The sequence below is a fragment of the Chryseobacterium sp. S90 genome, assembly GCF_047444895.1.
Classification (GTDB): Bacteria; Bacteroidota; Bacteroidia; order Flavobacteriales; family Weeksellaceae; genus Chryseobacterium.
In genome coordinates this window covers 1,569,286-1,583,956 of sequence record NZ_JBLGCX010000001.1, presented here as the reverse complement: position 1 = coordinate 1,583,956, position 14,671 = coordinate 1,569,286, and the positions used below count along the sequence as shown (strand labels likewise).

Below are 14,671 nucleotides of genomic sequence, written 5' to 3'. Positions count from 1 at the left end.
CTTAAAAAAATTGATCCGGTAGTTCAGCTGGTTAGAATGCCGCCCTGTCACGGCGGAGGTCGCGGGTTCGAGTCCCGTCCGGATCGCAAAAAGTCTTCTAGAAATAGGAGACTTTTTTATTTATAAAAGATGGGATTATCGTAGAGATTGGTCGTCAGACAGAAACCTTTGCACATAGAATATAATCTTACTAAAAAAGGAAAGGCTGTGATTTCCTTTTTCAACAATTGGAAAGTTTGATATAAAACTTAATAATTATTTTATCTTCGGATAAAATAATTATTAAATTAAAAAGCCGATTCTGAACAGAACCGGCTTGCTATTTATTTGCATGAAGAATTCAAAGGGTTATTAAGATAATCCTTCCCCTGCGGAGGTTGCACAAAATAAGGTGTTCCATAAGTATTTCCCGAGCGGAAAAAATCGGTGGAGATTACCTGAGCACCACTGCTGAAAGCTGCCTTAGATCGCGTAAGATCATTGGTCTTGGCTTCATAGGTTTCAATATCTGATCTGGTTCTGACCATAAAACCCTGCTTTACCAGATCCTGTATCTCTTTCTGTCTTACGATGGCGTTATCCCGTAGTATAAACCCTGCAAAAGAATCATCAGGCTCACTGTTCAGGAACATAACTCTTTCTTTTAATGAACCATCTATGAGATAAGGATTATTTTTTGAAGATAAAGTTCCTGCACTTCCGGGAAGCAGCATAAAAATGAATTTTCCTTTGCTGTCGTTCAGTTTAGGCCAGTTATTATTGGTTACAGCCTCTTTGAGTGTATGGTATTTACCCTGAACTTCTTTTGGAGTAATAATCTTGTCTCTTCCGAGGTATTTTACAATTTCTCCATCCAGATCATCATAAGCTTTTTTATCGAAAGAAAGGACTTTTGTACTGTTTTCAAGAATCGGGAAACCGGAATCTTTGGCTTCAATCATCATGAAGACCGGAGTGTGATCAGGATGTTGATCAGACCATGTTTTAAGAGCTGTAAGTGCATCTTTTAAAGTAGGATAATGAGTTCTGAAATCAATATCTGCCATATGCAGTACTTTGAAACCAGGCTGATCCAGCCCTTTTGTATTGAAAGGGGCCAGGTCTGTTACTCCCTTTGCTTCTAATATCTCGTATGTGGCAGGATGACTGAATCTGCCACCTTCAGGATCATAATAGACATCTATTTCCAGACCTCTCAGATTGGCGTTGAGCTGTTCTGTGAAATCAGGGTGATTATAATTCAGTCCTTCCTTCAGATCCATTCCGTAAGGGTGATACTCTTTAAATTTGGCTTTTTGTTCTTCAGACATCATACTGCTGTATTTCTGCATCATTCCGTTGATGATAGGAGTTACCAGATCCAGTACTTTAGGGTCTGCCGGCTTAGCGTATGAATTGTGAGTTCCTAGAATCTGCAGTTGATTGATTCTTACATTCTGGCATTTATCCTGTGCCTGCAGCAGGGCTGTCATACAAAATGCAGCTCCATAAATATACTTTTTCATATGAATAAAAAACTTTTGATTAAAAATTGAAGTTGAATCCCAGTTGTCCGCGCACTCCTGAATAAGAAATATTTTCCACACGGTCTTTCGTTCCCATATAAAAGCGGTTGGGTTCATTAAGAATATTGTTAAGCTCTATAAACAGACGGATTTTCTTTGTAAGACTGTAAGAAGTAGAAAGATCTACTGTAAAGTTTTTATCAAAATACTGATAATGATCTGCACCCGCAGCCGCTCTGATTTCGCTTACATAATTTCCTTTGTAGTTTCCGGCAATACGCACCATCAGCTTGCTGGTTTCATAGAACAGGATGGTATTGAAAATATGTTTGGCCTGATTGGGGATCGTAGTTGACATCGTTCCGGTCTGTTTGCCATTTTCGTACACCGGCATATTCATTTTGGAAGAGATATAAGTATAGTTTCCTTCAAAACCGAGGTTTTTCAAAAAGCCGGGAAGACTTTCAAAACGTTTGGAGATACCGAATTCAAAACCGAACAGTTTGGCTGCTTCAAGGTTTTTAGGAGCTGTAAAAGTATACGTTCTTCCTGCGAGATCTACTACAGACTGGTCTTTGTAGATAAGATTGGTGATATCTTTATAGAATACTCCGGCTGTTATCAGATCCAGTTTTCCAAAGTAGTTTTCAAACATAAGATCAAAATTATTTGAAAACGTAGGATCCAGCTTGGTATTTCCCTGAGTAATGGTGTTGGTAATATCATTGACGATGGTTCCTGGATTCAGATCATTGAAGTCCGGCCTTGCAAAAGAGCGGGTGTAGGCAAGTCTCAGGATTCTGTCACTGCTGATATTCCACTTCATATTCACCATAGGAAGCACTACATTATAGGTTTTATTATCTTTAATGTCTTCCGTTTTACTGTCTTTATCAGAGGTAACTTTTTTGCCCCAGAAGGTAACGTCATTATATTCATTTCTGAAACCTCCCAGTATCTGAATCTGGTCTGAAATTTTCCAGGTTGCCATCAGGTAAGCCGCCCATACATTTTCAGTACCTCTGTAGGAACTTGTAATATTTGAGTTGCTGTCTTTACCGCTTACCTGCATCAATCCTAAGCTGTTTTGTGTGGCTGGGTTGTACATCTGATCAATCTGTGCGTTGATAATCTGATCGATGATCACCGCATTGTAAGGATTCCCCAATGGATTCATGAAACCTCCTTTATACTGAAAAGCTTCACGCTCAAGCTGATTCAGGTAAGTTACCGGAGTTCCGGGAATTCCCAATGATGATTTGGGCATCCAGACAAGCAGAGAGCTGTTGACGATTTTGTTTTTATTATTGTATTTGGTCCCAAATTTAAGTTCAAAATTATCAGCTGCTTTATATTTAATATCAATTTGCCCTCTGAGATCAGTTTCGCTATTGCGGTTCTGGCTTAAAATAATCTGATTCAATTTAAGTTTATCCGCTGCGATGGTCTGCTGGTTATAAGGTAGAGTATATCTTCCGGTATCACCAGTGCCGTCCGGAGCATCCATTGCCATATATTTTCTTCCGTCAGCAGAAAGATTTCCATAAGTCATTGGCTGCATAAAGTTGACCATAGGATAACCTCTTTCATGAGGATCAAGGTTGTCAGGAGAATTGAATTTAAACTCAGAACGTGCCTTGGATACGGACCAATTGACTTCCATACGCTGTCCCATCTGATGATTACCCCCCAGCTGCATAGAATACAGATCCGTAAGATAATCCGCATGGCGAGCCTGAAGAAGTACATTTTTACTGTCAAAATTAAAATAAGTTTCCCTTACAGACTGGCCGTCTTTATACTGGCTGTATAATGCTTTTGCATATAATTTATTCCTGCTGTCTATCTCATAATCCAATCCTAAATTGAATCCCAAAGTTCGTCGGTTCGCAAGGTAATCGCGAAGCTGAAGCTGATTGATGGAGTAGGAGGCTGTTTTATCTTTCAGTCCATAGTTGTAAATATTCCTCATTTGGTCAATGGCGGTAGAACGTTCCCAGATCACTGCTGAGGTAATGAATTTCAGCTTATCGGTAATTTTATTTCCATAGACAATGGATGTGTTATAAGTAGGGGATTTGGACATATTGACATAGCCCGTAGCCATACTTATAGCCAGAGTTTCTTTATTGGGTGAAGTTTTCGTGATAAAATCCACATTTCCGCCAATGGCATCTCCGTCAAGATCAGGGGTTAAAGCTTTAGACAAACGTACATTCTGAATAAGTTCCGAAGGGAAAATATCCATCTGAATTCCACGGTTGGCATTGTCACCGCTGGCGCTCGGCATTCTGTTACCATTCAAAGTGGAAGCAGTCCATTGTATAGGCGTTCCTCTTACCGCTACAAAACGTCCTTCACCCATATCTCTTTCAATGGAAACACCCTGCATACGCTGTACGGCATCTGCAGCATTACGATCCGGCAGTTTTCCGATAGCATCGGCAGACAATACTTCAGTAATCGTATTGGAATTTTTCTTCATGGTAATTGCTCTGGCCTGTGATGCTTTATACACACTGGTAACGACTACTTCCTGAAGGTTGTTTTCTTTAAACTTGGCTCCGAATTTAATTAATCCAAGATCTAATTCCCTTTTATCCTTAATGGTGAAAGGAATATAAACATTATCATATCCCTTATATTCTACAACAAGCTTATAACTGCCGTCATAAATAGTACTGAGAACAAAGGAACCATCGGTATTGGAAGTTACCTTCTGTCCGCTGTTTTCAATGTAAACCAGGGCATCTGGGAGGTTTCCCTGACTGTCTACTACGGTTCCGTGTATGGTGGTTTGTGCAAAGGCCAATGGCCCAAGAAGAAAAAATACTGCTTTTGTTAAAAAAAGTCTTTCTCGTGACATCCTTATAAAGTTTGGTGCAAAGATGTCAGCTCCTTCAAAAGTTTTGGTTCATTTAAATTTTATGCAACTCCTTCTATTGAGTTCGAGGCGAACCGTGTTGTAAATCAACAAATTACTAATATTAAATAATTGTAACTAATGAACAAGCTGAGAAGGAAGACAGTCAAATTCCTTTTTAAAATATTTATAAAAAGTAGATTTGGATTTAAAACCACATTGAAAAGCCAGATCTGTAACACTGGCTGAAGGATCTTCCGACAGAATCTGTTTAAAGTGCTGGATACGGCTTCTATTAGTATATTCGTGGAAATTGGAATGAAGATGTTTATTAAAAGTGATGCTTAAATCAGCTTTGCTTATTTTCAGATGATGTGAGAGCTGGTCTAAGGTAAATTCCTCATCCAGATATACGTGACTCTCCTGATAGAAAGAAATAATGGCACTTTGCACAGAATTGAAATCTATTTTTGAAAGATCTTTATACTGATAGGTTTCTTTAGGAGCAGAAAATTGTGCTGTATTCTGCTGTTCCTGCAGTTTGTGCTGGTACGTTAAAATATAAACGTACAAAATCCACCCGAACTGAAAGAGAAACAGAAGGCTGTAGATCTTCTGATAGATCAGAGTATCCCAACCTAATTGATAGACCATCCAGAAAATTAATACTCCTAATAATACATAACCAACCAGATAACGGAAATTACCGGCTACAGGATGTGTAATGTTTTTGCGGTATCTTATCAGTAAATAAATACACAAAACAAGACAGACGATCCAGTAATAACTGTAATAAACAAAATAGGATTTGTAAGATGTGATCGCCAGATCCGCCCAGGAAAGATCAAGCATTTTGGCAGAAGTTGCAATCGCATGATGAATAACCACCAAAGTCAGCGGAATGATAAGATATTTAAGCTTGTCTCTCCATTTTGCATGGATTAAATGCGTAGTGATATATAAGAAAATAAGACCTTTAAAAACACGAAGGCTTCCCGGAATTTCATACAAAACAGATTCATAGCCAAATCTTTGGATGATAAAATATTCATAGCCCATATCCAGTGCGACCACTCCAATGTACAATAGTAACATATTCAGTACAGATTCCCTGTTTTTAATGAGGGACATAAGCAGCGTAAGGGTGATAAGTGCCTGTAGTACAACTACCATAATGATATATAACATGATAACTGATATTTTGCCAAAATTATAGATAATATGGGCATGGTATCTTTAACAAATTATTAAATATGAGTCTAGAAATATGCAGGGGATTAAAATGTAAATTCTGATCAGCTTTTCAGGGATTTCCCGGTTTTGTATATTGAGTGGTTATTCCTATTTTAGCTCATAAGCATACAACGCATGTCCAAAAGAAAATTTATTGTATTCTCAATCCTTAAGACCTGGCTGATTTCCACACTGATTTCCTTTGTGCTTCTGATCTTGTTTTTAAATACTACCAGAGAAGTAAAAGAAGTGCCCAGAAATTGTGATATGAGCGGACTGGTTTATGGGTTTACCATTTTCTGGATATTATTTCTGAGTATATTATCTGTAAGCAGCCTGCTTTCTCTTTTAAAACCATTTCATGGGAAAATACAAACGATAGTCTGTTGGTTTCTGCTGCCTGTTACAGCTTCTGCATTTTCATTTTTTACCATTACAGATGGAAAGATTGGTGGTGAAGAAGTCGTTGTTTTTTTGATTATGAATCTGCCATGGCTGGCTTTTTGGATGTTTTATTATTACAGATTCAATATCCATTTCAATATATCCAACCACTGATACCATATTATTTATGAAAAAACAATTTCAAAACTGGACTCTCTTTTTTATTGCAGGAATTTTTGCAATCATTACAATGTTGATTACGTCTATTATTCTGATGACAGGACCGTCAGCTCCGGATGCACTGTTCGGAATGTATTTACTATTCAGTCTGGTTCCTGTATTAATAGTGATTATCATTGATAGAATCCTGGTATGGAAGTTCGGAAATAAAAACGTCAATAAAGTTCAGTTTTCAATACTTCTGTTGATTGTCTTATTATGGATGGTAAGATTTGTGGTTAATTTGGTTATATAAATTATTCCTATGAGAAAATTGTTGCTATTCTGTATTATGATGATCTCCGCTGTATACTCCGCACAGCCTTTTACCCTGAAATCCACAGGAGAAGCAAAAGAGTTCAGGCTTACTCTTTATTACGGCGCTCAGGGAAAAGGAGCTTTTGTGCAATATTCCGGAAAGAAAGAAATCATTCCTTTACAGGTAAAAAGCTTTAGAGTTGATACGGATGGGAGAAGTGACGGACAACCGGATATTGAGTATTATATCTGGAATGAAATGATAGGAGGGAAGATCAATGGAGTATACGAGTTTGAAATCATGCAGCATCAGGCTTCAAACATTACTTATACAAGAGCAAAAGACAACAGAAAGTTTAGGCTGGAAATAGTAGAGGATGAAAAATACGACGGAAGTGGAAAATATTTCCTGCATGGGGCTTTACTTGCTTTTAATCATTTTTATAATAATGATTTTAACATTACTTATCCTGACGGAAAAAAGACGGCAATCGAACTTCCGGCACCTGATAAACCTTCTTTTGCCAGACAGAGCATTATAGATGATTATAATTTCGACGGTTATGATGATATCGCATTCTCTGTTCCTGATGAAGGAATGGGTGTTTACAGAATGTTTGATATTTATTTGTACAATCCGGGAAGCAAACGTTTTGAAAAACTTAAAGAACCGGATTATTCCCGCTCAAGCTGTTCATGTCTTTGTGATGTGACTGTAGAAAAAAGTAAGAAACTTTTAAAAACAGGATGCAGAGGTGGTGCAAGATGGCATCAGGATATCTACCGTTTTGGGAAAAATGGAACTTTAGAGTGGGTTACAACGAAGGAACAGTCTGAAGAATAATCTTCTTTTAAATATGTGAAAATTCCTTTAAAATCAATAAACTTAAGAAATTTTTCAGTCATAACTCCTCATTTACAGTGATAAAACCTCCGTTTTTTTACGGTATTTTTAATAATGTCTTTTAGGATTCAATTTTAGGTCTGATATTTGTACTGGGTAGCCAAACTAAATGGCCGATTTATTTATGAAAAACATATCTGTGAAAAAATCCTTTCTTTATGCTTGTTTATGCGCCGTTTTTCTTGTTTCCTGTAAAAAAGAAATAGATAAAATAAGCGATACCTTTAAAGATACCGTTTCTTCTTCTGAAGTACAGGAGGCAGAAAAGGATTCTATAAAGAAGGACTCTGTTCCTGTAGTAAAAAAAGAATCTATTCCACCTGCCATGCAGGAGAATGGGTTTTATAATGCTTTTGTTCTTCCAAAGGATAAAAAGATGCGTGATTCTATCTATGCTGAATACAGCAAGAAATACAATGTAGAAGAACGTACCGCTATTTTAGCTCTGAACAGGCTGGATTCTAAAAGTAAATGGAATGCCGATACACTGGTAGTTCCGGCGAAAATAGATACAACATTGATGGCATATTCACCATTCCCAATGCAGTTAGATGTATTAAGCGGAGTGAAAAAGTTTGTCATATTCTCATATCCGATACAAGCTTTTGCGGTATATTCCAATGGGAGCCTTGTGAAATGGGGACCTACAAGTATGGGTAAAAAGGCAGCCCAAACAACAAGAGGACTTACTTTTGCCAACTGGAAAAAGAAACTGGCTATTTCCACAGTAAGCACTGAATGGAAACTTCCGTATAATTTCAATATTCACAATATTGGAGGGATCGGATGGCATGAATACACGCTTCCTGGATATCCTGCCTCACACTCATGTCTTCGATTGCTAAGGAAAGACGCGCAATGGCTGTATTCCTATGCAGATACCTGGATACTGAATCCTGGTGGTGCTACAACGAAGGCCAAAGGTACGGCGGTAATGGTATTCGGGGATTATAAGTGGGGTGGAAGAAAACCATGGAGAAAGCTTTTAGATGATCCTAATGCCAACAATATATCTGTTGAAGAACTTACCAAGCTTCTTGAGCCTGAAGTTCCGAAAATGCTGAAAGAACAAAGCAACAGAGAAAAAGTAGCAGATTCTATCAAAACAGCAAAAGCAATGGCTACACCTATTCAGAATGAAAAGCCTGTAGAATCTCCGTCTAATTAATTTTCTTTTCAAACTGTAAAGTAGATTCTTCAGCAAACTTTCTCAGCTTAAGCATTTCATTTTTACCTTTATGCTGCCCGAATCTTGCAGCAATATAAGTAAGAAGAATAAAAAATAACATGATAAAAGAAGCGCTCAGTGCCCAAGGGTATTCAGCGCTTTTTATTTGCTTTTCTACGTAATACATTGTGAAGAAAGTCATCCAGAGAATAGAAAAAGAAAAATACAGGAACATGAAGAACGTCCATACCGCAGAACTCGGACCAAATACCCCGCGTATTGCTGTATGCTCATCTTCCATTTCTATCCGTAAGGCAAGGCAGGGTTTCCAGTAGCTATCGTATTCTGTTTTTATCCAGATAGTAGCAACTTCTTTATTGATATTGCCTGAAAATTCATCTTTATGCTCCTCCATATATTTTTTCAGATTTTCAGCGTACTCTTCTTTCGTGAGATGAGTAAACATTTTAAATCTTGGCCGGGTTCTTATTCTGTCTAAGGTGCTTTCTTCAGTATTCATATTTTTATTCTTGATAGGGAATGGGGTCTTCAAGCATGAAGCGCAATATTATTTCTTTATTTTTTCTTTGAACAATCATGGTAATATTTCTTCCTTCATTGGATTTCATGAGTTCTACAATTTTTTCCAGAGTCATATCTGATGTTCGCTCTCCATTGATGCTTATAATTTTGTCATCTTTTTTCAGACCTGCTTCATAAGCGGGAGAATCTTTTCTTACTCCTGCAATGGAAAATATGGGTTTCAAACTGAACTTATACTGGAAAGCGTCTTTATAAACTTCAGTTGTTGCCATGTTGGATTTTTGGGTCTCAATTTTTAATTTGTCTTCCTGCCATTCCAGGCCATCTTGTTTGAAATCGAGACCACTCATATTAAAATGAAAAGGGTCGTCAAAATATCTGTTTTTCCTCAAATACAGTTTTTGGTTGGGATAATCAAAAACTACGGTAAACCTTCGCATAATTTCGCTTCCCACAGAACCTTTTCTGCTTTCTACCAATTTTACATGCTGGATAGAAAATTCATCTGGCATAGCCGTAAGAGGTTTTTCAAACTTAAAATTTCCAAGATAGAAATTATGGATACGGCTTCTTTTACCATAAATATCTCCATTGAAACCACGCCCGAGAAAATCATCAATATTGGGCCTGTTGTAGACAAAGTTTTTAATAAGAGTAGGGAAGAGCCATATAGCATCACTGTTTCCAAGGTCAATCAGTAGTTTTGAATCTTTCTTCTCATTGGTCATTTCTACACCAGCATACAGATAAGGTTTGTCTTTTTCAATCGTGATTGGGAATTCTTCAAATCTTTTAGTTTTCTTTTTTAGAAGATCAGCATTTTCATAAACCGTTATTTTCTTTGAGGCATAATCAATATAAATAGGATGATCTTTAAAAAAATGATATCCGATTACTCCATTTACAGGAATTCCTACGTGGGGCGAAATATTAAATTCTTCATCAATAATAATATAGAGAGACATGGATGTGTTAACAATTTCATTTCCTATTTTGCCCAAATTGCGTTCAGATTTTAAGCCGTCAATACTTAAACTTCCCCCAAGACCTGAAAATTTAACTTTTTCAACATTACTTAGTTTCAGTTCTTTATTTTCCAGACTGAAAAGAATCGTCTCCGAAACTCCCGTATCCAGCAAAAAGGTAAGTTCTGCGCCATTGACATTGATAGGAATAAAGATAAGATTGTTGATAAACTGAAAAGGAATCACCGCTTTTTTCGTATTGATCAACTCAAAAGAATTCTGGGCACTTATAAAAATGCTTAGAAATAATCCCAGTAAAAGCAATTTAAATTTCATTTACTGAATTTACTGAAATTATCAATATGTTAACAAAAAAACATTCCAAAAGCTGAAATGTTTATATAAACTACAATGAAGTGAGGATTTTTGTTGAATTTATTTCAAATCGGGTTGTGGTTATTTGGAAAAGAATTCCATCAGATCCATATAATTCTTCTGATTGACACCATGTCCGCTCATATATTCTCTGAACGTGAAGTAACAGCTGAGATCATACAGAAGGTCAGCTGCTTTTCTTCCCCATTCAAGTGGAATCACAGCATCATCCGAACCATGTGAAATGAAGAAACGAAGTCCTTCCAGTTTCTTTTTATCTTTTACAATACCGTCCAGAATTTTATCTTCAGGATAACTGCTTAGACAGGCAACATAATTGAAAAGGTCAGGATGTTTTAAAGCCAAAGCATAACATAGAATTCCTCCCTGGCTGAAACCGCACAGATGAGCTTTACTTTCTGTAAGTCCATAATGGTTGATGATCTTGAGCATACTTTCCAATACAGCATTTAAAGACTCCTTTGCCTGAGGAACATCAATAAAATTTTCGGGATCGTTGAAATTAATATCATACCAGGAATATCCTTCAAATTGAGTATCGCGCGGAGCTCTGAAACTTACAATAATCCAGTCATTGGGAAGTGTTTCCCTAAAGCTGAAAAGATCCTGTTCGTTACTGCCGTAGCCATGAAGCATAAAAAGAATAGGGGTATTGGAAGTAATGTTTTCCGGTTCCCTTACTAGATAATCTAAATTCATACAGCAAAGATAATTAAATTACATTCAGAATCTTAACTTTTATTATTCATACAATGAACTTTGGCCGGATGATGCTTTATGTGTAAGGATTGGTTCTTTGAAGTGTATTTTTGGACTTTAGAGGTAGGTTTTTATTTTTGTTGATTTGATATTATTTGGAAATCTTTGTTGGAAAATTTTCATAAAAGTTATTTTTATATTAATAAAAAACTTATATTTGAAACATTAAAAAATCTATTTGGAGAAATGAAGCAATTTTACAATTCAAAAAGTTTACTTAGACTTTCTTTTTTATTCGTTTTATTATTTTCTGTAATTACCGTTGTTAATTCTTGTAAAAAAGATGACGATGAAGAATTTAAGGATCATGTGGTTCAATTTGAAGTGAAGACCACTACAGGAGGAAACATTATAAGTGTTGTAACACAGGTGGGCACAGCTCAGAACACTATATACAATACTCCGCAGTCACCGGTAACTTCACCATGGACAAGTGGGGAATTCTTTGTGAACTCCAGCCAGGCACAGTTGAATCTTGATGCTAATGCGTCAATGCCGGATGATAATTCTGAGTTAACGATCAATCTTTACATAGATGGAGAAGTTGCAAGAACTGTTAAGAAAAAAGGAAAAGGAGTATTAGTTGCTTCTATCGATTACAGTTTCTTAGAACCATAAAATATTGCAATATTTATATACAAAAAACCGCTCTAAGAGTGGTTTTTTTATTTTTCAATCAATTGTTGCTGTACTGCGAGATTAATCAATTCTGTTGAATTCTTTGCATGGAATTTCTGAAGCAGATTCTTGCGATGGGTGTCTACAGTAAGTGGACTTAGGAACAGTTCTTCGGCAATCACATTACTTGTTTTTCCCTGCGCTACCATCTGCAGGATCTGTTTTTCCCTTTTGGTAAGCCGTGGCATTGGAAGATCGTGCTGAGAAGGACGGCTGATGATCTGTTTTGTCTCATTACAGAAAACAATATCTCCGGAAAGAGCCCCTTTGATGCATATTACAAGTTCATCAATAGAAGTATTCTTGAGAAGATAACCACTTGCACCGTTTTGTATAGACTGCATGATGATGCTTCGCTCAGAGCGGTTACTGAACATAATTACAGAGGTATTCGGAGAAATTTTCTTTATTTCTTTGCAGAGTTCCGTTCCATTGGCATCGGGCAGAGTAATGTCAAGGAGGATGATATCTACCATTTCGGATTGAATAAAACTGATCGTTTCTGCACCGGAAGTAAAACTTCCCGCTATATTAAAAAAAGGCTGGCTGTTCAGCATCATTTTAAGACCTTCAATGACAATAGGGTGGTCGTCTACGATGATGATATTTATTTTCTCATTCTCCATGGATGTTGAGTTCTATATTAATCGCTGTTCCTTGATTATCAGAATGTATTTCCATTGTTCCTTTCAGGTAATTAACCCTGTTTTTCAGGTTACGAAGTCCCATACTTTTGGTGGTATTTTCTATATTTTTATCAAAACCTTTTCCGTTGTCTTCAATCGTGATCATAAAATTTTCGCCAGATTGTGAGCATTGAAGCAAGATGCTGCTGGCTTCTGCATGTTTTATGGCATTGGCCAATAACTCCTGGACAATTCTGTAAATATTAAGCTGAATATTTAGAGGTAATGTTTTACTAATATCAATCGCTTGAAAATCAATGTCGAGGTTTTTCCTGATGTAAAATTCGCACAAATCATGTAAAGCAGTTTCCAAACCAAAATTAAGCAATGATTCAGGCATAAGATTTCTGGCTACATGCCGGAGTTCACTCACAGAGTTGTCCAGCTGGCCCAAGATTTTATAAAATTCCTGATCCTTTTCAGGGTGGAGATGATTGGACGACCATGTAGAAAAATTGATTTTAACTCCCGCCAGCATTCCACCCAGACCATCATGAAGGTCTCTTGCAATACGCTCTCTTTCTCTTTCTTCACCATCAAGAATGGCTTTGGTAAGTGATAATTCTTCCTTTTGTTTGATATCTTCTATCTTCTGCTCGCTTATTTTTTTATTTTTTCTGAAAATGATGAAAAGAAAGCCCAGAAGGCTTAGGGCCAGCAATAAAACAAGACCCATTCCCCATAAGTAAGAGTTCTTCTTATTTACCTCCAGATTTTTTTGATTTTTTTCAGCATTTAAAGTCGCTATTTTTCTTTCCTTTTCAGCTGTATTGAACTTAGATTCAAGTTTGTTGATTTCCAGCTTCACATTTTCTGTATTCAGACTATCGTTGAGTTTAGAATATTTCTGCTCCCATAAGAGTGCCTCTTTGGTATTTCCTGTTTCTTCATTAAGTAAAGAAAGCTGCTTATAAAAAGTTTTTCTGTTGTTAAGATCAATGGCCAAGGACTTTTCTGCTAAAACATCTTCTAAAGTAGTCTTGGCTTCGTTATACCTTTTAAGTTTCTTTAAAATATCATACTTATTGAAATAAAACATCTGAGCCAGAAGATTCTGATTGAATTTTTTTGCATAAAAAATCCCTTTTTCTATCACCGGGAGTGCTTCTGCATTTTTTTGGCGGGTAATATACAAAAGGGTTTTACTGTAATAATAGAATGCATTGGAGGAAGATTCCGGATAGGGACTGATGAGTTTTTCTGCTTTATATAAAAACTTTTCAGCTTTATCTCCATTGGCCTGATAGCAGAAATTGTTGGCAGAATTGAGGTAAGTGAAAAATAATTCGGCTGACTCCGGATATTGTTTTTCAAGAATTTTCAATGCTTTGTTATTATAATCTTCTGCCTTTTTAAACTGTGCATTATAAGTAAGAATCACTGCAAGCTGTGTATATAAGAAACCTAAATTTCTACTGTTTTCATATTTTTCAACCAGGGGAATACTTTTTTCAAGCATGATTTTGACTAAAGGAATATATCCCTCTTTGTCTTTTTGGGTAACTCCATAGCTATACCAGGCCAGTGCCTGAAAAAAATCGGATTCTTCGTTTTTAAATTTAGATAAAGATTTGATAGCCTGCTGATAAGAAATACCCGCTTTCCTTTTGTTTCTGTCCAGGTTGTATTGTCCCTCGTAATAATAATATTTTGCTGAAAAGAAAGGATTGTTTCGGGCCTGTATCTTCCCATTTTCAAGGTATTTTTTACTCAAAACAGAATCACTGTTTCTATAATAATTAGATAAAAGAAAAAAAGCCGTTGCTTTTGAAGTATCCGGAAGATTTCCCTTTATAATGCTTTGTAAGCTGTCTATATAAGATTTCTCATTAAGCGGAATGATTTGCTGGGATTGCAATTTAAAAAATAAGAATAGGCTTAGTAGGGCAAGTAATCTCTTCATTATAAATCAAATCTGAAAAATATTTTTTTAAACGCTCAATTTAATTAAAAATTTTAGCATAAAAAATACCTGAATTTAGGTAGAAAAAATTACTGATTTTTCAGGATTGATAGACATAAGTGATGCTCATAGCTTTGCAGACATCAAATCATTAATCATAGAATATTCAATATAGTAACTAAAATTTAAACAAAAAGATTATGAAAA

General features: G+C 36.3%; 13 protein-coding genes and 1 tRNA gene. 6 read left to right on the top strand and 8 right to left on the bottom strand.

The genetic code is table 11. The features are described from left to right. The first annotated feature begins 12 nt into the window (after positions 1–12). A tRNA-Asp gene (locus tag ACLMCG_RS07275) sits at positions 13–86 on the top strand. A gap of 237 nt (positions 87–323) precedes the next feature. On the opposite strand, the gene ACLMCG_RS07270 is transcribed toward ACLMCG_RS07275, so the two are convergent. The 3 genes from ACLMCG_RS07270 to ACLMCG_RS07260 form a co-directional block, all read right to left on the bottom strand. Next, positions 324–1,505 (bottom strand): phosphatidylinositol-specific phospholipase C domain-containing protein, encoded by a 1,182-nt coding sequence (locus tag ACLMCG_RS07270; RefSeq protein ID WP_413959339.1) that lies wholly within the window; start codon positions 1,503–1,505, stop codon positions 324–326. 19 nt (positions 1,506–1,524) lie between these two features. Then, positions 1,525–4,371 carry a TonB-dependent receptor gene (locus tag ACLMCG_RS07265; protein ID WP_413959338.1) on the bottom strand — a complete coding sequence of 949 codons (2,847 nt, stop codon included), beginning with the start codon at positions 4,369–4,371 and terminating at the stop codon, positions 1,525–1,527. Between the two features lie 135 nt (positions 4,372–4,506). Beyond that, positions 4,507–5,556, bottom strand: a complete 1,050-nt coding sequence (locus ACLMCG_RS07260) for a helix-turn-helix domain-containing protein (RefSeq protein WP_413959337.1) — start codon at positions 5,554–5,556, stop codon at positions 4,507–4,509. Positions 5,557–5,736: 180 nt separating this feature from the next. Here ACLMCG_RS07260 and ACLMCG_RS07255 point away from each other — a divergent pair, with 180 nt between their 5' ends. The 4 genes from ACLMCG_RS07255 to ACLMCG_RS07240 all read left to right on the top strand — a co-directional run bounded on the left by ACLMCG_RS07255 (position 5,737) and on the right by ACLMCG_RS07240 (position 8,534). Next, complete coding sequence (locus ACLMCG_RS07255) at positions 5,737–6,159, top strand: hypothetical protein (RefSeq protein WP_223601710.1); 423 nt, start codon at positions 5,737–5,739, stop codon at positions 6,157–6,159. 13 nt (positions 6,160–6,172) lie between these two features. Next, the gene (locus ACLMCG_RS07250; protein WP_413959336.1) at positions 6,173–6,460 is read left to right on the top strand and encodes a hypothetical protein; all 288 of its coding nucleotides are present in this window, start codon (positions 6,173–6,175) and stop codon (positions 6,458–6,460) included. Between the two features lie 9 nt (positions 6,461–6,469). Beyond that, positions 6,470–7,306, top strand: coding sequence for an XAC2610-related protein (locus ACLMCG_RS07245; protein WP_413959335.1), 837 nt, complete (start codon positions 6,470–6,472; stop codon positions 7,304–7,306). Between the two features lie 184 nt (positions 7,307–7,490). Next, positions 7,491–8,534, top strand: coding sequence for a L,D-transpeptidase (locus tag ACLMCG_RS07240; protein ID WP_414136868.1), 1,044 nt, complete (start codon positions 7,491–7,493; stop codon positions 8,532–8,534). Here ACLMCG_RS07240 and ACLMCG_RS07235 read toward each other — a convergent pair. The 3 genes from ACLMCG_RS07235 to ACLMCG_RS07225 form a co-directional block, all read right to left on the bottom strand. After that, positions 8,527–9,054 carry a hypothetical protein gene (locus ACLMCG_RS07235; protein ID WP_413959333.1) on the bottom strand — a complete coding sequence of 176 codons (528 nt, stop codon included), beginning with the start codon at positions 9,052–9,054 and terminating at the stop codon, positions 8,527–8,529. The two genes, ACLMCG_RS07240 and ACLMCG_RS07235, sit on opposite strands and share 8 nt — an antisense overlap. A 4-nt stretch (positions 9,055–9,058) precedes the next feature. Then, positions 9,059–10,378 (bottom strand): PDZ domain-containing protein, encoded by a 1,320-nt coding sequence (locus ACLMCG_RS07230; RefSeq protein WP_413959332.1) that lies wholly within the window; start codon positions 10,376–10,378, stop codon positions 9,059–9,061. Between the two features lie 120 nt (positions 10,379–10,498). Next, positions 10,499–11,137 carry an alpha/beta hydrolase gene (locus tag ACLMCG_RS07225; RefSeq protein WP_413959331.1) on the bottom strand — a complete coding sequence of 213 codons (639 nt, stop codon included), beginning with the start codon at positions 11,135–11,137 and terminating at the stop codon, positions 10,499–10,501. A 246-nt stretch (positions 11,138–11,383) separates the two neighbouring features. On the opposite strand from ACLMCG_RS07225, the gene ACLMCG_RS07220 reads away from it, so the two are divergent. Continuing rightward, positions 11,384–11,815, top strand: a complete 432-nt coding sequence (locus ACLMCG_RS07220) for a hypothetical protein (protein WP_223601703.1) — start codon at positions 11,384–11,386, stop codon at positions 11,813–11,815. 47 nt (positions 11,816–11,862) lie between these two features. On the opposite strand, the gene ACLMCG_RS07215 is transcribed toward ACLMCG_RS07220, so the two are convergent. Together ACLMCG_RS07215 and ACLMCG_RS07210 are read right to left on the bottom strand one after the other, a co-directional pair. Next, positions 11,863–12,501 (bottom strand): response regulator transcription factor, encoded by a 639-nt coding sequence (locus ACLMCG_RS07215; RefSeq protein WP_223600557.1) that lies wholly within the window; start codon positions 12,499–12,501, stop codon positions 11,863–11,865. Further along, positions 12,491–14,464, bottom strand: coding sequence for an ATP-binding protein (locus ACLMCG_RS07210; RefSeq protein ID WP_413959330.1), 1,974 nt, complete (start codon positions 14,462–14,464; stop codon positions 12,491–12,493). Before ACLMCG_RS07210 ends, ACLMCG_RS07215 begins: the two co-directional genes overlap by 11 nt. Positions 14,465–14,671: the final 207 nt, after the last annotated feature.